We start from the raw sequence: 16,922 nt of genomic DNA on the forward strand, positions 1-16,922 counted from the left end.
GAGGCCTAGTCCTGCCGCGGTGTCCCCGTGTCCATGCGCTGCGCCGCCTCTGCCTCCCTGTCCTCCCTTGACCTGCTCCAGGACCGTTCGGACTACTGGTGCTCGTAGGTGAGGCAGTCGGCGGCGTCCGCGCCGGGACCGATCCTCACGTCATGCGCATTGCACATGAGGTGGTCGTTGTGGACGCACTCGCCGCGCTGGCACGCGCCCACATGCGCGAGGACCTTGGGCAGGCCGCCGAGCGAGGACGTGTCGATGAACGTCCCGCAGCTCGCGTGGTCCTGGCCGCCCGCGACGGTGATGGCGTAGGCGTTGCATTCGTGCTCATGGTTGAAGGCGCAGGCGTCGACACTGCAGCCGGAAACTTCGGTGACGTGCATGGTCATGGTGTTCCTCCTCAGCCAGTGGGCGTTGTCAGGAATCTACCCCCGTGCGGACCGGAAAGAACCGCCGGATTAGCGCACGTTTTGGGTGCGCTTTCCCGGCCGATCCACGTGGCTAGTCCGCCTCGACGTCCCCGTCGACGTAGTACCAGCGCCCCTCCTCGCGCACGAACCGCGAATGCTCGCGGAGCACGCCCCGCGTCCCGCCGGGAACGTCGGTGTAGTGGGCCGCGAAGTCCACGGTTCCGTGCGCGTCGAAGGGGCCGCCCGCCGTCGTGCGCACGACGTCGAGGCGTCGCCACCGCGTCGAGCCGTCGAGGTCGAGCGCCGCCGGCCTCGTGGCCGGGTGCCACGTCGCGAGGAGGTAGTCGGCGAGGTCCGGGCCGCCGATCGCGTAGGCGCTGTAGCGCGAGCGCATGAGCGCCTCGGCCGTCGGGGCCGCAGCGCCGCCCGCCTGGAGGCCCGCGTGGAAGCGGCCGCAGCACGCTCCGTAGGTGTCGCCGGTGCCGCACGGGCAGCGGGTGTCGGGGTCGGGGCTTCCTGGGCGCATGCGGGCCATGGTAAACGCCTCCGGTAGAATCGGGATGCAAGCCCAGTGCTTGCCCAACCACCCCCAAGCACAGGAGCCCGTTTCGATGCCGCGGATCGTTGTCGATGTCATGCCCAAACCCGAGATTCTCGACCCCCAGGGGAAGGCGATCGTGGGTGCGCTGCCGCGGCTCGGCTTCACCGCGTTCAGCGGCGTGCGCCAGGGCAAGCGCTTCGAGCTGACCGTCGAGGGCCCTGTTACGGACGAGGTCCTCGAGCAGGCCCGCAACGCCGCGACGACGATGCTCTCCAACCCGGTCATCGAGGACGTCGTGAACGTCGAGGTGCTCGCAGAAGACGCCGAGGACACCGCAGCCGCCGGCGCCGCAGCCGCGGGTGCCGAGGCCTGAGCATGAGCGAGACTCCCCTGATCGCCGACCTCGGCACGAAAGAGGAGGCGCCGCTCTCCGGTGCCCGCATCGGCGTCGTGACCTTCCCCGGCACCCTCGACGACCGTGACGCCGCCCGCGCCGTCCGCCTCGCGGGCGGGACCCCGGTGGCGCTGTGGCACGCCGACGAGACCCTGGGCGACGTCGACGCCGTCGTCCTCCCGGGCGGCTTCTCCTACGGCGACTACCTGCGCGCCGGCGCGATCGCGCGCTTCGCCCCGCTCATGTCCAAGATCGTCGATGCGGCGAAGTCGGACGCGAAGCTGCCGGTGCTCGGCATCTGCAACGGCTTCCAGATCCTCACCGAGAGCCACCTCCTCCCCGGCTCGATGGTCAAGAATGACCACCTCAAGTTCATCTGCCGGGACCAGGTGCTGCGCGTCGAGAACGCCGAGACCGCCTGGACCAACCAGTTCGAGGCCGGCCAGGAGATCACGGTCGTGCTGAAGAACCAGGACGGCCAGTACGTCGCGGACGAGAAGACGCTCGACGAGCTCGAGGGCGAGGGCCGCGTCGCGTTCCGCTACGTGGGCTGGAACCCGAACGGCTCGCGCCGCGGAATCGCGGGCATCACGAACGCGGCGGGCAACGTCGTCGGCCTCATGCCGCACCCCGAGCACGCGGTCGAGCCCGGCTTCGCCCCGCTCGACGGCGACACCGGCGCCTACTCGACGGACGGCCTCGGGTTCTTCACGTCCGTCCTCAACCAGCTCGTGGGAGGGGCCAAGTGACCACTCAGTCCGCACGCAAGTTCAACATCGACACGGTCGAGCACGCCGGGCAGACCCCGGAGACCGATCTCCCCTGGGCCGAGCTCGGCCTCAAGGAGAACGAGTTCGAGGAGATCGTCAAGCTCCTCGGTCGCCGGCCCACCGCCGCCGAGCTCGCGATGTACTCGGTCATGTGGAGCGAGCACTGCTCGTACAAGTCCTCCAAGGTGCACCTCCGCCAGTTCGGCGAGAAGCTCACGGAGGAGATGAAGAAGGACATGATGGTCGGCATCGGCGAGAACGCCGGCGTCACCGACCTCGGCGACGGCTGGGCCGTGACCTTCAAGGTCGAGTCTCACAACCACCCGTCCTTCGTCGAGCCCTACCAGGGCGCCGCGACAGGCATCGGCGGGATCGTCCGCGACATCATCTCGATGGGCGCCCGCCCCGTCGCCGTCATGGACCCGCTGCGCTTCGGCGCCATCGACCACCCGGACACGGCCCGCCTCGTGCACGGCATCGTGCACGGCATCGGCGGCTACGGCAACTCGCTCGGCCTGCCGAACATCGGCGGCGAGGTCGTGTTCGACTCGGTGTACCAGGCCAACCCGCTCGTGAACGCGCTCGCCGTCGGCGTCCTGCGCCACGAGGACCTGCGCCTCGCGAACGCCTCGGGCGTGGGCAACAAGGTCGTCCTCTTCGGCGCCCGCACGGGCGGGGACGGGATCGGCGGCGCCTCGGTGCTGGCCTCGGAGTCTTTCGACGACACGAAGCCCTCCAAGCGCCCCGCGGTCCAGGTCGGCGACCCGTTCGCGGAGAAGGTGCTCATCGAGTGCTGCCTCGAGCTGTTCAAGGCCTCCCTCGTCGAGGGCATCCAGGACCTCGGCGCGGCCGGCATCTCGTGCGCGACCTCCGAGCTCGCGTCCAACGGCGAGGGCGGCATGCAGGTCGAGCTGACCTCGGTCCTGCTGCGCGACCCGACCCTGACCCCGGGCGAGATCCTCATGTCCGAGTCGCAGGAGCGCATGATGGCGATCGTGCGGCCCGAGAACGTCGAGGCGTTCGAGAAGGTCATGGAGAAGTGGGCCGTCGAGCACTCGTGGCTCGGCGAGGTCACGGACACGGGCCGGCTGATCATCACGTGGGACGGCGAGACGATCGTCGACGTCGACCCCCGCACCGTGGCGCACGAGGGCCCGGTCTACCACCGGCCCTACCACCGCCCCGAGTGGCTCGACGGTGTCCAGGCGGACACGTTCCGCTCCTCCGCGGCCGGCGCGTCGCTCCCGTCCTCAGGCGAGGAGCTCAAGGCCGCCGTGCTGACGCTCATGGCGAGCCCGAACATGTGCGACAAGTCGTGGGTCACGCGCCAGTACGACAACTACGTGGGCGGCAACACCGCCCTGTCGGCCCCCGACGACGCGGGCGTGATCCGCGTCGACGAGGAGACCGGGCTCGGCGTCGGCATCTCGACGGACGCGAACGGCCGCTACGCCTACCTCGACCCGTACACGGGCGCCCAGCTCGCCCTGGCCGAGTCCTACCGCAACGTCGCCACCTCCGGCGCCGTGCCGATGGCCGTGACCGACTGCCTCAACTTCGGCTCCCCCGAGGACCCCGAGGTCATGTGGCAGTTCGCCGAGGCCGTGCGCGGCCTCGCCGACGCGTGCCAGACCCTCGGCATCCCCGTGACCGGCGGCAACGTCTCGCTCTACAACCAGACGGGCACGACGGCGATCCACCCCACCCCGGTCGTGGGCGTGCTCGGCAAGTTCGACGACGTCGCCCGCCGCACGCCGTCGGGCTGGCGGAAGGACGCCGACGGGCAGGCGATCTACCTGCTCGGCACGACGCGCGACGAGCTGGACGGCTCGGAGTTCGCGAACCTGCGCGGCCACCTCGGCGGCCTCCCGCCGAAGCTCGACCTCGAGGCGGAGAAGACGCTCGGCGCAATCCTCGTCAACGCCTCCCGCGACGGCATGGTCGACGCCGCGCACGACCTCTCCGAGGGCGGCCTCGCCGCGGCCCTGTCCGAGATGGCGCTGCGCTTCGGCGTGGGCGCGCGGGTCTCGCTCGACGAGCTGTGCGAGCGCGATGGCGTCGACGTCTTCACGGCGCTCTTCTCCGAGTCGCAGGGCCGAGCCGTCGTCGCGGTGCCGCGCTCGGAGGAGGTCCGCTTCAACGACATGGCCACGGCGCGAAACTACCCGGTGATCCGCCTCGGCGTCGTGGACGTCCTCGCGACCTCCCTCGACGTCCAGGGCCAGTTCGAGCTCCCCCTCGAGACGCTGCGCGAGGCGCACGAGGCGACCCTGCCGAAGTACTTCGGCTGACGTCTCGGCGAGGAATTCCCCCGGAGGACCCCGCGTTCCGGCCCGCAGGCCGGCACGCGGGGTCCTGGCGCTTGTCAGCCGGTCCCGATCTCCAGGACGGCCGCGCCCGTGATCCGGTCCGCGGCGAGGTCCGCGAGCGCCCGGCCAGCGTCCTCGAAGGCGTAGGGGACGGTCGTCGTGCGGACGGGGATCTGCGCGGCGAGCCGGAGGAACTCCTCGCCGTCGGCACGGGTGTTCGCCGTGACGCTGCGCAGCTGCCGCTCCTGGAAGAGGTGCTCCTGGTAGTTCAGGGGCGGGATGTCGCTGAGGTGGATCCCGGCCACCGCGAGGGTCCCTCCGCGGTCCAGGGCGCGCAGAGCGGGCGGGACGAGGGCGCCGACGGGCGCGAACAGGATCGCCGCGTCAAGCTTCTCTGGCGGCCCGTCGTCGGCGTCCCCCACCCACGCGGCGCCGAGCTCGAGGGCCAGACGCCTGGCCTCGGGCGACCGCGTCATGACGTACACCGTCGCCCCCAGATGCACCGCCAGCTGGGCGGTGATGTGGGCGCTCCCGCCGAAGCCGTAGATGCCAAGCCGCCCGCCGCCGGGGACCTCCGCCCTTCGGAGCGCGCGGTAGCCAATGATCCCCGCGCACAGCAGCGGCGCCGCCTCCCGGTCGCCGAACGCCTCCGGGATCCGGTACGCGAACGCCTCGGGCACGACGGCGAGCTCCGCATACCCGCCGTCGTCGTCCCACCCCGTGAACCGGGGTGCCACGCACAGGTTCTCCCGCCCCGAGCGGCAGAAGCGGCACTCGCCGCACGTGCCCCTCAGCCAGGCGATGCCGACCCGCTCCCCCGGCATGAAGCGCCCGGCGTCGGGGCCAGCACCCACGACGGTGCCGACCACCTCGTGCCCCGGGATGATGCCGTGGCGCCTCGGCGCCAGATCCCCCTCGGCGAGGTGCAGGTCCGTCCGGCACACGCCGCACACCGAGACTCTGACGAGGATCTCGCCGGGGCCGGGCACGGGGTCGGGTCGCCGGCCGAAGGTCAGCGGCCCGACCTCACCTCCTGCGGGGCCCGGCACGTCCACCCACCATGCGCGCATGATGCCATTGTTCCCCCGGACCGGGTCTAGAGCTGGACGGCAGTCACCAGGTGCGTCGAGTGATCGTAGCGGAGGGCGAGGGGCCCGCCGTCGTGCGACAGCTCGATGTTGGGCCCGTTGGCCACCCCGTTCTCCCCGTAATTGACGTCCCAGGACCCGTTGAGCGCGACCTTGAACGAGTATTCGCCCGCCGTGAGCACGTCGAGCCGCAGGATCCACGCCTGGGCGCGCGCGTCCCACGTGGCGGCGGTGGCCGCACACTCCACGTCCCAGTCCCCGGGGCATCCGGCCTCCGACTGGTACGTCCCCGGGAAGTTCACCGAGTCTGGCTGCGCCACGGGCCAGCCGAACGAGAGCAGGTGCGTGGCCTCGTTGTAGCTGAACGTGAGGGGGCCACCCGGATGGTTCTCCACCGGGATGTTCGGCCCGTTGAGCACCCCACCCTCGCCATAGTTGACGTCCCAGGTGCCGTTGAGCGCCGCCTTCGCCGCATAGGAGCCAGCCGGGAGGTTGAAAGTCCCGCGCCAGACGCCCTGCGCAGCGTCATACCCGAGCTGCGCCTGGGGGCACTCGGGCCTCCAGTCTTCCGCGCAGCCCATCTCGGTGTTGAGCGTCCCCGGGACCGACACGGCGCCCGGCTGGGCGGACGGCGTCGTCGTGAGCGTCAGGTGCGTGTCGTGCCGGTAGGTGAAGGTGACCGGCCCGCCCGGATGCCCCGTCAGCGCGATGTTCGGCCCGTTGGGCGCGCCGCCGTCGCCGTAGTTCTCCGCCCACGAGCCGTTGAGCGCGGCCTTGAACTCCCAGCTCCCGGCAGGGAGATCGAGCGTGAGCCGCCACTCCTGCGCCACAGGGTCGTAGGCCGCCATCGTGGCCTCGCACGCGGGGTCCCAGTCGCCGGCGCAGCCGGCCTCGCTCTGGAAGTTACCGGCGATGGCCACGGAGAGCGGCTGCCGCGCGGGTCCCTTCGGGGCGTTCGGATCGACGGGCTCGGGCACGACGCCGGTCACGGTCGCCGAGGCGGCGGTGTGGCCGGCGTTGTCCAGGGCCACGGCCCGGTACTCGACAGTCGAGCCGGGGGTCATGCCCTTGGTCGCGTGGAACACCTGGTACGGGTAGGTGTCGTCGGTGCCGATGTTCTCCCAGGCACCGCCCGGCGTGTGGGCCTGGAACGTGACCTCGTAGAACGAGTCGGTCGGCAGGTCGGCGACGACGTTGAGCCGGGTGTTGTCGGCGCCCTTCGCGACGGGCTCGCCGAGCACCGGGACGGGCGCTGCCTCGGAGTCGGGGATCCGGCCCTGGGAGGCATAGACGACGGCGGAGAACGCCGGCACGGTGACGGCCAGCGACCGGTCCGTGGCGCTCTTGAGCCGCTCCGCCGCGCCGTCCCCGCCGTAGACCTTCTCGAAGGGCCGCTGGGCGATGTACGTCGGGACGGCCGCACTGCGCGCCTGGCCCGTGTTGTTCACGGCGACGACGTACTCGCGCTGGGACGCGGCGTCGATCCTCGAGAACGCGTAGACGCCCGCAGTCGTCTCCGCGAAGCGGTCCTGATGGGCGCCCGTGCGCAGGACGGGATGGTCCTTGACGACCTGCGAGAGCTCTGCCAGGGACGTGTAGATCGGGTGGGACGCGGCGTAGCTGTCCTGAGCGTGCGTCGCCTCCGTCCCCAGGAGGTCGTCGGCGAGGTATTCGGGTGTGGTGGAGGCGAACATGTCCTGCCGAGCGAGCTGGTCGCCCCCCGTTCCCGTGAAGCCCTGCTCGTCGCCGTAGTACACCACCGGATTGCCGCGCGAGAAGTACATGAGCTCGTGGGCCAGCCGGTCGCGGGTGACCTTCTCGCCGTCGGGCGCGCCCGGGTTGTCCGCGGCAATGAAGGAGCCGATGCGGCCCATGTCGTGGTTCCCGAGGAACGTGGGCAGCTGGTAGACGTTCGAGTCGGCGTCCGTGTACCAGTCGTCGCCGAGGAAGAGCTTCTGGAGAGTTGTCGCCGGTGTCGACGCCGAGGCGTAGGAGCGCGCCGCCTGCTGGAACGGGAAGTCCAGCACCGCCTGCATCGAGTTGGAGGTCGTGTACTTCGAGGTGACGTCCCGCGAGATGTCGAAGACCTCGCCGAACATGAAGAAGTCCTCCTTGCCCACCGAGCGCGCGTAGTCGAGCACCTCGGGGCCGAACGTCTGCCAGAACTCGTCGTTGACGTGCTTCATCGTGTCGATCCGGAACCCGTCGACGCCGAAGTCGCCGATCCACGTCTTGTAGATCTCGATCATGCCGTCCACCACGCGCGGGTTCTCCGTGAAGAGGTCGTCGAGGCCCACGAAGTCGCCGTAGTACGCGCTCTCTCCCGCGAAGGTCGAGTCGCCGCGGTTGTGGTAGAGCGTGACGTCGTTGAGCCACGCCGGGACCTTGAGGTTCTCCTCGCCGCCCTCGAGTACGGGTTGGTAGGGGAACGAGGTCGCCGGATCCATGTCCGGGAACGCGCTCGAGCCGGCGACAGCGGCGTCGTCGAACGCGTTGCCCGCGGCGTCCCTGTACGGGAACGCCGTCTTGTTGCGGTACCCGGGCCGGGAGCCCTCCTCGAAGCCGACCACGTCCGCGGTGTGGTTCGTGATGATGTCGAAGTAGACCTTCATCCCGCGATCATGGGCGGCGGCGATGAGGTCCGCGAGGTCCTGGTTGGTGCCGAGGTGCGGGTCGATCTGGGTGAAATCCGTGATCCAGTAGCCGTGGTAGCCGGCGCTGCCGTCCTCGGTCTGGACGGCCTTGTTCTTGAAGCTCGGCGTGAGCCAGATCGCTGTCGTGCCGAGGCCCTGGATGTAGTCGAGTTTGCCGAGCAGCCCCTGAAGGTCGCCGCCATGGTAGAAGCCCCGCGACGCGGGGTCGAAGCCCGAGACCATGCGGTCCGCTGGCAGCCCGCCTGTGTCATTCGCCGGGTTGCCGTTCGCGAACCGGTCCGCCATGACGAAGTAGTAGTTCTCCGTCCCCGCGTCCATGCGCAGTGAGTGCTCGGCGCCCGACGCGTCGACCGGCCCGGGCGGCGCCGGCGGCGGGACGGCGGTAGCGGGCGCGACGCCCGCCGTGAGCATGCCGGCGGCGAGGACGACGGCGGCCACCGCCGAGGCGGCCGAGCGGCGGGTGAGGGGGTGGGTGGGATGCAAGCGGCGGTGCGTCATCGAGACCTCCTGGGGACGTGGTGCGCCGCCGCCCACTATGGACGACGTCACACGGGCTGACAAGGCCTGTCATGGACGCGACCGGAATGACAGCAGACCGATCAGGAATCGAGAAGCGCGGCCGCTCTGGGCGCGAGTAGCGTGACGGACATGGACATCACCATTCATGCCAGCTTCCGCGACCCGGCCGTGAACCTCATCCGCATCCGGGAAAGGCGGTAGCCTCCCATGGCGACCCAGAAGTCCGAGTCGACCGGGCCGGCGTCGTCCGCATTCAACGCCGAGGAGCGCGCGGCGATGAAGGAACACGCCACGGAGATGAAGAAGGCCAAGGCCCGTGCGGGTGCCGCAGACAAGGCGGCGGCCGAGGCGGCGGACGTGCTCGCGAAGATCGCTGCGATGGATGAGCCCGACCGCGGGATGGCCGAGCGCCTGCACGCGATCGTCGCCGCCGCTGCGCCGGGCCTGGCCCCGAAGCTCTGGTATGGGATGCCGGCCTACGCCCGGGCCGGCAAGGTCGTGTGCTTCTTCCAGGAGCGGAAGAAGTTCAAGACGCCGTACGCGACGCTCGGGTTCAGCGAGGAGGCGAACCTCGACGACGGCGCGATGTGGCCGACGTCGTACGCTCTGACGGAGCTGAACGACGAGGTCGAGGCGAGGATCACCGAGCTCGTGACGAAGGCGGTGAGCTGACGCGCTGGCGGGCAGGGACGGCCCCGTTCAGGGCGGGGTCAGGGACAACCCTGACAGCCCCCGGGGTCCGCAGCGGCGATAATCGAAGCGTGAGCACTCCCGGAGACCCACCGCGGCGGAATCCGTACCGGGACCCGAGCGCCTACTGGCCGGACGGTGTCCGTCCAGGCAGTGTGCCGCGTTCCCCCGATCCCGACGGCGTGCTGGCGGAGGGCCGGCGCGGCGGCGAGCTCGTCCCGCGTCCCGGCCCCGCGCCGTCGTTCGACGCCGGCCGCCGCACCCCCCGGCCGCAGCGCGCCCGGAAGCCCGCCTCGCGCCTCGCGACGGTCCTCGGCGGCGTCTCGCTCGGCTTCGGCCTGTTCGCCCTCATGCTCGGGCTCGTCCCCTACATCGGTCCGGTGCTCGCCGCTGCTCCGCTCGCGGTCGCCGTCCTCGCCGGCTGGGGCGGCCTCGCCCGGGCCCGCGCGCGGGCGGCGCGCTACCCCGCAACGGCGTTCACGGGCCTGGGCCTGAGCCTGCTGCACATCGTGCTCATGTTCGTGGGCTGACCCCGCATCGTTGGAAGGTGACCCCGCATCGGAAGAGAAGATGCGGGGTCACGTCCCTAGCTTGCGGGGTCACGTCCCTAGCTTGCGGGGTCACGTCCCTAGCTTGCGGGGTCAGTCCTCGCTGTGCGCCTCCCGCCGTCGCACGCTGAGCAGTTCGAGCTCCGGCCGGCCCGCGACGAACCGCTCGACGGCGTCGAGCACCTCGACGGCGTGGGCGCGGTCCGCGCTCACGAGCCCCGCCCCGACCCTGGCCCTGCGGTACAGGTCCATCTCCCCGACCTCGGCGGCCGAGACGTCATAGCGGCGCCGCAGCTCCGCCACAAGCGGGCGCACGACGGAGCGCTTCTCCTTGAGCGAGTGTACGTCCCCGAGCAGGAGGTCGAACTCGATCCACGCGATCCACATGCATCGCAGGGTAGCCGGGAACCGGCGTGGGGCGGTCCGCCGCGGCGATACCGGGAGGGCATCACTTATTGCAGAAGTGATCTTGGACAGGCATGAATGCGCCCGCCTAGCGTGAAAGGCATCCTCTGCCCCCTCCCCGATCCCGGGGCACCTCAAGCCTCGCAGCACTGAGCTCGCTGCTATCCTTCCCCGCCGTCCGGCTCCCCGCGGCCGGGCTCCTGTTCTCCGGGCTCCCCGCCGCCGGGTTCCTGGCCGCCCAGCCCGAGCCGCGCGAGCCGCCGGCGCGCGGCGGCCTCGCTCGGCGGCATCGGGTCCAAGGCGCGTGCGACGACGGCGAGCGTCGCCTTCGCGGCGACCGCGGTTGGGAGCGGTACCGGGCCCACGCTCGGGCGCTCGAGCCCGAGGAGATCCAGGTACCGCTGCGGCATCGTGCCGATGGCGGCGGCAAAGAGGAGCCGGTAGCCGGGACGCAGGAGGGGATCGAGCGGGGGCCGCCGGAGGAACGCGACCACCTCGTCGAGGCGCGGGCCGCCGCCCAGCTGCCCGGCGTCGTCGTACGCCGCGAGCCGCTCCGCGAGGTCCCGCTCCGTGAGGGGCGGAGTCCTGACCCCCATGAGCCTGCCCCCGCGGGCCCACTCGGCCACGTAGCGGTCCGCGCCTCCGGGCACGGGGCCCTCGAGGGCCTCATAGGTGCGCAGGAACGCGTCGGTGAAGGCGAGGTGCACCCAGGCCTCGAGCTCGGGATCATTCGCCGAGTAGGCGCGGGTGACCCCGGCGGCGTCCGTGTAGGTCCCCCTGACGGGGCGGTGCCGCCGGCGCACCCAGGCACAGGCCCGCGCGGCGGCGGCAGTGTCCCCGTAGGTGACCGTGAAGATCCAGCGGATCGTGCCGGCGAGCCGGGCGACCGGGTCGGTGCGGTAGTCCGAGTGTTCGACGACGCCCGCGAGGACGCCGGGGTGGAGGGCCTGCGTCAGGAGCGCGCGGATGCCCCCGACGATCGGGGACATGCCCCCGTGCACGGCCCACACGGCGGAGCCGGGGCCGAAGTAGCCGGCGTCGTCGCCCTCCTCGAGGGCGAGCTGCCACGAGGGAACGCCCTCCGACTGGCCGGAGAAGGTGAGCAGGAGGCGGCGCCGCAGGGGAGCGATGAGGCGTTCGACGGGTGGGCTGGGCTGTGTGCGTGTCCGCACATTTCCAGCGTACGCCGTGCCCGCGGCGGCATCGCGGCTGTGCCGCGCCGGCGACGAGCTCCAGGGGTGCTGCAGTCATGCTGCCCTCCAGCGTTCGGCTGGACGCCCAGTGCCTGGACGCCGTACTTGCCGCGGATGTCCACTGCGGCCGGATCGTCATCTGGGGCACCCCACTACGGGAGAGGGTTGAAAAGACTCCGGGGCTGTCCGGCGGTGCCGGACAGCCCCGGAGGAGACTGCGTTGCGATGCCGCTGCCGGCTCCGCTCAGCCCGTGACGGCCGTCAGCTCGTTGGGCGTCGCGGTCAGGGACGCCGTACGGGTGATCTCACCGGATTCGATGTCCACGGCGTGGATCGTGTTGGTGGCGGGCTCGGTGATGAACGCGATGTGGCCTTCGACGAAGACCGTGGGCCGCGGCTGCTGCCACTCGAGCGGTTCCTCCCAGGCCCCCACGACGGGGATGGAGTTGCTCACCGTGGCCGACTCCGGATCGATGACGTGCAGGGAGCCGTCCGTTCCGAGTACCAGCCCCTCGCCGTGCGGTCCTCGGGCCAGGGAGCGGAAGCTGTAGCTCGCGCCGAGATTCACGAGAGTGAGTGCCTTGGTCTGGGTGTTGATGAGGGAAACCTGCTCAGGGCGCTCGAGTTCGGCGTCGGGATCCTGCTTGTAGTCGCCCAGGGCGATCACGGATTCCTCGGAGCCGGCCTGGTTGCCGATGCGGCCGTACTCAGTGGCGCTGTTGAGCTTCGTGATCTCACCGTTGGAGTAGACCAGGACGCCGTCCTGGCATCCGATGATGACGGCCTCTCCTGCTGCGGTCGCTTCGCCGTGCACGCCGGGGCAGTCCTCGTTCCTGGCGGTCTCCTGACGATCCTTGTCGAGAACAGCAATCCCGGTCCGCTTCTTCTCGCTGCCGATCGTGACGATCAGTTCGCCGTTGGAGAGTTGGATGGCGACGCCGTGGTGGGGCTCCGCGGTCTTGTAGGTCTCGGTCTCGGGCTGTCCCTGGGCGAGGTCGTCCGATGCGAAGATGGTCACCTCGCCCGTGCCGTCGCTGAAGAGGACGGTCTTGCCGTCGTGGCGGACGACGTGTCCCGGCTTGACGGCAGGGAAGAGGATGTCCGTCATCGCCGGCTCCTGCTGATAGTGCTTTCCGCCGTAAGTCCACGCCCCGGTGTCAAGCACCTTGAAGCCCTCGGCCGTGGAGATCATCACGTGGCGTCCGTCCCCGGCCGGATTCAGTCGGTTGAAGCCGTCCAGCGGGAAGTCTGCAAGTTCCTCGAGCGACTCGCCGTCGAGGACCTTCACTCCGCCGTCATACGCGATGGCCACGCGGGGGGACCGCCATGTCCACAGTGGCGGCACTCGCCGAGCTGGCGGGGCCCGTACCGCTGGCGGCGGAGTTGGAATTGCTGCCACAACCAGTCAGGGCAAGGCCCGTGACGGCGAGTGCGGCAAGCACGCGCAGTGGCGCAGTGCGGCTAGGCATGGATGGAACCTCCGTGGGTGAGTGGGCGAGTGACAGTGGAGTGCGCGCCGTTCAGGACAGCGCTGAGGTGATGCGCTCGGTGTTGGAGCGCATCATGCCGAGGTAGGTTTCGGCGCCGGAGCCGGCGGCTCCCAACGATTCGGTGAAGAGCGGGACGACGGCGATGTCCTGCCCGGCTTCCTCGGCCAGCACCTTGGCCAGCCGCTCGGGCTGGGAGGAGTCTGCGAAGATCGCCACGACCCCCGCCGTCTGGATCTGGGCGGTGAGCTCGTCGAGATCGGAGGAACTGGGCGATGCGAGGGTCGTCCCGCTGGGGATGACCGCGCCGATGACATCGAAGCCGAACCGCTGCGCGAGGTAGCCAAAGACGTGGTGGTTGGTAATGAGCTTGCGCTTGCCCGGCTCGATGGTCGCGAAGCTGTCCTCCATCCAGGACTCCAGCTCCTTCACCTCCCCGACATAGCGGGCCGCGTTGAGGTGCACCGCCTCAGCGTCGGCGCCCTTCACATGGCGGACGATGCCCTCGGCGATGGCCTCGGCGGCGCGCACCATGCGGGAGGGGTCCGTCCAGAAGTGGGGATCGTCCGCGGCCTTGCCCTCCCCGTCGTCGTCATAGGTGAACTTGACCGGCTCGAAGGCGTCCATCGCCGCGAGAATCGGCACGCCTTCTGCTGCCGCCGCCTCGACATGGTGGAGCACGCCCTCTTCGAGCCCTGCCCCGTTGTGGATGATGAGGTCGGCGTTCTCGAGTTTCGCCGCCTGCTGGGCCGAGATGCCGAACGAATGCGGGTCCGCGCCGGACTCCATGAGCACGATCACCTCAGCCTGGTCCCCCACGAGGTTGCGGGTGACGTCACCGAGGATGTTGGTCGTGACGACCACAGTGGGCCGGTCCGCCGCCAGCGCCGAGCAGCCGCTCAGCGCAACCCCCAGTATCATGGCAGCCCCGATGAGCTTCACTGCTGCGCGTCGTTTCACAGCCCGACCTCCAGCATGATGTCGCTGGCCGGAAGGTCGAAGGTCCTGGCGACGCGCAGATCGGCCTTGTAGTCAATCTCGAGGGCCCGCGAGCGGCCCGGGTCGCTCAGGTACGCGCGCGACGAGTCGATGCGGATCTGGGGCATGGTGTCCCGGGTCGGCGGCAGCGGTTCGAGCAGCTGGGCGCGGGCGGACAACGTCCCCTTGGCCGGATCGACGCTCATGAGGGAGCCGTCGACGCCGAGCGCGAGCACACGTTTGCCGTCGCCGACCGCAGAGGCGGCCACGACCGGCACCGGGGTCGCGAGGAGCGTCCATGTCTTCTTGGAGACGTTGAGATGCCAGATGCCCTTCTCGCCGGCCGGAGCCGCCAGCTCGTTGGAACCCGGCCGGTGCTCGAGCTTCGTCACGGGAGGCAGGCCTGCGGCTTCCGCGGGGTAGGGGATCTTCTCAGCCGCGAACGCGCCGTCGTTCTCCCTGACGAGGAGGGCACCGTCCGCGCAGGAGAGCACCACGCCGACGCGTGTCCAGGTGTGGGCCGACAGCCCCGGGCAGCTCTGCTGCGGCAGGACGACCTGGTTGTCGGCGTCGCGGACCTCGATGCCCATGGGAGCAGTCCCGTCCTGACCGGCGATGCTCACGATGAAATGGTCCCCGTACGGGATCACCCTTCCCTGATGCGGCGTGCTGGTGGTGCGGGCCTTCTCGGCGACGATTCCCGCGTCCAGGTCCTCGTGGCGGTAGACCGATGCGTAGCCCTCGGAGGTGGAGAACACCGCCACCGACATCCCGTCACCCGCGACGGCTCCCGCGCCGGGCACAGAGATGGTGCCCACGGACCCCGGCTCGGCACTGTAGTAGTGCTTGTGGTCTCCGTGGTCGACGGTCCAGGCGCCAGTGTCCAGCACGTGCACCAGGCCTTCCGCGGTGACGAAGGCGTAGCGGCCCTCCTGCTCGACAGCGTCGACTCGGCCGAACGCACCGGTGTCGACGGTGGCTTCTGTCAGGAGCGATAGAAGGTGCGATGTCCCTGATTTCTGGTCCACGGTCAGCAGACCGATCTGTGGTTCGGGCTGCTCCTGCGCACCCGCGATGTACCCATGGGGAATGGCCGACGGCGACGCCGCGCCGGCATCGCCTGCTCCGCCTGGAGCGGCGCATGCGGTCATCAGCAGGGGCAGGCCGAGAAGAAGTGTGGCGAGTTTAGGCATGGTGCGAGGCACTGGGGACCGATTCCGTTTCTGGGTTCAAGGAGAGGTGCTGGCCGGGTTGGGGCGCTGAGGCGGGCAGCGCCGGCTGAGGGTTCCGACGGAGGGAGCGGGCACAGGCGGAGCCGAAGTAGAACAGGGCGGCGATGAAGGAGATGGTGGCCCCGGCCGCCGTCGAGGCGTACCACGAGACCCAGAGGCCTGCGACCACACTGGCGACGCCGATCAGGGAGCCGAGGAACATGACGGCCCGGATGGACTTCGCCCAGAGGAGCGCAGCCGCGGGCGGAGCGATGAGGAGCCCGAACACCAGGAGTGTTCCTACCACTTGGAATGAGGCCGCAACAGCGAGCGTGATGAGGCACAGCAGCACGAAATGGCTGAGGCGGGGCCGCAGCCCGAGGCTCGCCGCCTTCTGCTGGTTGAACGCTGCCGCCGCAAAGGCCCGGTGGAAGAGCGCAGCGGTGACCAGGACAACAACGCCGACGATGGCTAACACTGCGATATCTTCCGTACGGACCGCAAGGACATCGCCGAACAAGGTGCTCGCGAGGTCCACGGCGAAGGAGCCTGCCGCGGACACCAGGATCACCCCGAGGGACAGCATGGCAACGAACAGCAGGCCGATAGCCGTGTCCTGAGAGACTCGTCGGTTCCGGGTGATCGCCGAAACGCCTGCCGCCGTCGCCGCAGCACTGAGGGCCGCGCCGATGATGAGGTTCCCGCCGAGCAGCGAGGCTATGGCGATGCCGGGCAGGAGTCCGTGCGCCATCGCGTCGCCGAGGAAGGCCATGCCGCGCACGACGACCCACGTTCCGACGACGGCGCAGAACACGGCGACAAGGCTCCCGCCCAGCAGGGCACGCTGGACGAAGGACGCGTTCAAGGGATCAAGTAACCATTCCATCACCGCAGAGCCTACAATGAGAATGATTACTGTTTACAATCCGACGGGGAACCAGTGCCACGCATGACCTTCAGCCAGGTTGGCTTCGCTTATCACGACACCCAGGTCGTGCAGGACATCTCACTGACCTTCAGGCGTGGAACGCACACCGTGGTCACGGGAAGCAACGGCTCGGGGAAGTCGACACTTCTGGCCCTCGCGGCTGGCGTGCTCCGTCCCACGACGGGACGGGTCGCCACGCTCACGGGCGGACGCCCGGCATTCGTCATCCAGCATACGAGGACCTCGGAGACCATGCCCTGCACGGTGCGCCAGGCCGTGGAGATGGGCAGATGGGAGCGCCGGCGCAGCCTGTGGCCCCTGCGGGCCGCGGACCACCGGGCCATTTCGGCAGCCATGGAGCGAATGGGGATCGAGGACCTCGCGGAACGTCAGCTCAACGACCTGTCTGGAGGCCAGCGCCAGCGGTCGCTCATCGCGCAAGGACTGGCGCAGGACGCCGAGATACTCATCCTGGATGAGCCCACAGCAGGCGTCGACCTGGCCGCGCAGGAACTCATTCGCACAGCTGTCGACGAAGAACTGCGGCGTGGCGTGACTGTCCTTGAGGCAAGCCATGACCCTCGGGACATCAGCCGTGCGGCCCGCGTCCTCACGCTTGAGCGAGGACTCGTCGTCTCGGACACACGCGCATAGCGCCCGAGGGCCTGAGCCTGGCGCAAGACCAGGCTCAGACCCTCGGGTGACGCGGAGGATGAGTCCGACCGGCTTCGAGTCCGCTCAGAGCACCTTCTCGAGGAAGGACTGGGTGCGGGACTCCTGCGGGTTGGTCAGGACCTCGC

The 16,922-nt window shown here is 70.0% G+C and carries 16 protein-coding genes; 6 read left to right on the top strand and 10 right to left on the bottom strand.

Features of this window, described 5'->3' with window-relative positions; all coding sequences use genetic code 11:
- Positions 1-92: 92 nt before the first annotated feature.
- Positions 93-386, bottom strand: coding sequence for a DUF1540 domain-containing protein (locus BV907_RS17520; protein WP_077491036.1), 294 nt, complete (start codon positions 384-386; stop codon positions 93-95).
- 112 nt (positions 387-498) lie between these two features.
- Positions 499-942: a YchJ family protein gene (locus BV907_RS17525; protein WP_217697961.1), complete on the bottom strand. Its 444-nt coding sequence runs from the start codon at positions 940-942 to the stop codon at positions 499-501.
- Between the two features lie 76 nt (positions 943-1,018).
- On the opposite strand from BV907_RS17525, the gene purS reads away from it, so the two are divergent.
- From purS to purL, 3 genes are read left to right on the top strand one after another with little or no spacing between them, the layout of a single operon-like run.
- Complete coding sequence (gene purS / locus BV907_RS17530; protein WP_077491037.1) at positions 1,019-1,321, top strand: phosphoribosylformylglycinamidine synthase subunit PurS; 303 nt, start codon at positions 1,019-1,021, stop codon at positions 1,319-1,321.
- Positions 1,322-1,323: 2 nt separating this feature from the next.
- Positions 1,324-2,091: a phosphoribosylformylglycinamidine synthase subunit PurQ gene (gene purQ, locus BV907_RS17535; RefSeq protein WP_077491038.1), complete on the top strand. Its 768-nt coding sequence runs from the start codon at positions 1,324-1,326 to the stop codon at positions 2,089-2,091.
- Positions 2,088-4,403 (top strand): phosphoribosylformylglycinamidine synthase subunit PurL, encoded by a 2,316-nt coding sequence (gene purL / locus BV907_RS17540; RefSeq protein WP_077491039.1) that lies wholly within the window; start codon positions 2,088-2,090, stop codon positions 4,401-4,403. Before purQ ends, purL begins: the two co-directional genes overlap by 4 nt.
- A gap of 74 nt (positions 4,404-4,477) precedes the next feature.
- Here the strand turns inward: purL and BV907_RS17545 are convergent, their stop codons facing one another.
- On the bottom strand, positions 4,478-5,491 hold the full coding sequence (locus tag BV907_RS17545; RefSeq protein WP_077491040.1) for a zinc-dependent alcohol dehydrogenase family protein: 1,014 nt from the start codon (positions 5,489-5,491) through the stop codon (positions 4,478-4,480).
- Positions 5,492-5,517: 26 nt separating this feature from the next.
- Positions 5,518-8,661 carry an alpha-amylase family glycosyl hydrolase gene (locus BV907_RS17550; RefSeq protein ID WP_077491041.1) on the bottom strand — a complete coding sequence of 1,048 codons (3,144 nt, stop codon included), beginning with the start codon at positions 8,659-8,661 and terminating at the stop codon, positions 5,518-5,520.
- A 228-nt stretch (positions 8,662-8,889) separates the two neighbouring features.
- On the opposite strand from BV907_RS17550, the gene BV907_RS17555 reads away from it, so the two are divergent.
- Positions 8,890-9,354, top strand: coding sequence for an iron chaperone (locus tag BV907_RS17555; RefSeq protein WP_077491042.1), 465 nt, complete (start codon positions 8,890-8,892; stop codon positions 9,352-9,354).
- Positions 9,355-9,443: 89 nt separating this feature from the next.
- A complete protein-coding gene (locus BV907_RS17560; protein ID WP_139346862.1) occupies positions 9,444-9,902 on the top strand; it encodes a hypothetical protein in 459 nt (152 codons plus the stop codon).
- A 111-nt stretch (positions 9,903-10,013) separates the two neighbouring features.
- Here BV907_RS17560 and BV907_RS17565 read toward each other — a convergent pair whose 3' ends face one another.
- The 6 genes from BV907_RS17565 to aztB form a co-directional block, all read right to left on the bottom strand.
- A complete protein-coding gene (locus tag BV907_RS17565) occupies positions 10,014-10,307 on the bottom strand; it encodes a DUF503 domain-containing protein (protein WP_077491044.1) in 294 nt (97 codons plus the stop codon).
- Between the two features lie 179 nt (positions 10,308-10,486).
- Positions 10,487-11,497, bottom strand: a complete 1,011-nt coding sequence (locus BV907_RS17570) for an oxygenase MpaB family protein (protein WP_077491045.1) — start codon at positions 11,495-11,497, stop codon at positions 10,487-10,489.
- A 265-nt stretch (positions 11,498-11,762) separates the two neighbouring features.
- Entirely contained in the window at positions 11,763-12,830 is a 1,068-nt protein-coding gene (gene aztD, locus BV907_RS17575) for a zinc metallochaperone AztD (RefSeq protein ID WP_245828063.1), read from the bottom strand.
- Between the two features lie 208 nt (positions 12,831-13,038).
- Positions 13,039-13,926, bottom strand: a complete 888-nt coding sequence (gene aztC, locus BV907_RS17580) for a zinc ABC transporter substrate-binding protein AztC (protein WP_077491051.1) — start codon at positions 13,924-13,926, stop codon at positions 13,039-13,041.
- Between the two features lie 35 nt (positions 13,927-13,961).
- Entirely contained in the window at positions 13,962-15,176 is a 1,215-nt protein-coding gene (locus BV907_RS17585) for a hypothetical protein (protein WP_245828064.1), read from the bottom strand.
- Positions 15,169-16,080 carry a zinc ABC transporter permease AztB gene (gene aztB / locus BV907_RS17590; RefSeq protein WP_077491050.1) on the bottom strand — a complete coding sequence of 304 codons (912 nt, stop codon included), beginning with the start codon at positions 16,078-16,080 and terminating at the stop codon, positions 15,169-15,171. The genes BV907_RS17585 and aztB overlap by 8 nt, the downstream gene beginning before the upstream one ends.
- Positions 16,081-16,143: 63 nt before the next feature.
- On the opposite strand from aztB, the gene aztA reads away from it, so the two are divergent.
- Entirely contained in the window at positions 16,144-16,776 is a 633-nt protein-coding gene (aztA, locus tag BV907_RS17595; protein WP_077491052.1) for a zinc ABC transporter ATP-binding protein AztA, read from the top strand.
- Positions 16,777-16,922 lie beyond the last annotated feature (146 nt).

The sequence above is a fragment of the Sinomonas mesophila genome (assembly GCF_001999765.1).
GTDB classification, from domain to species: Bacteria; Actinomycetota; Actinomycetes; order Actinomycetales; family Micrococcaceae; genus Sinomonas; species Sinomonas mesophila.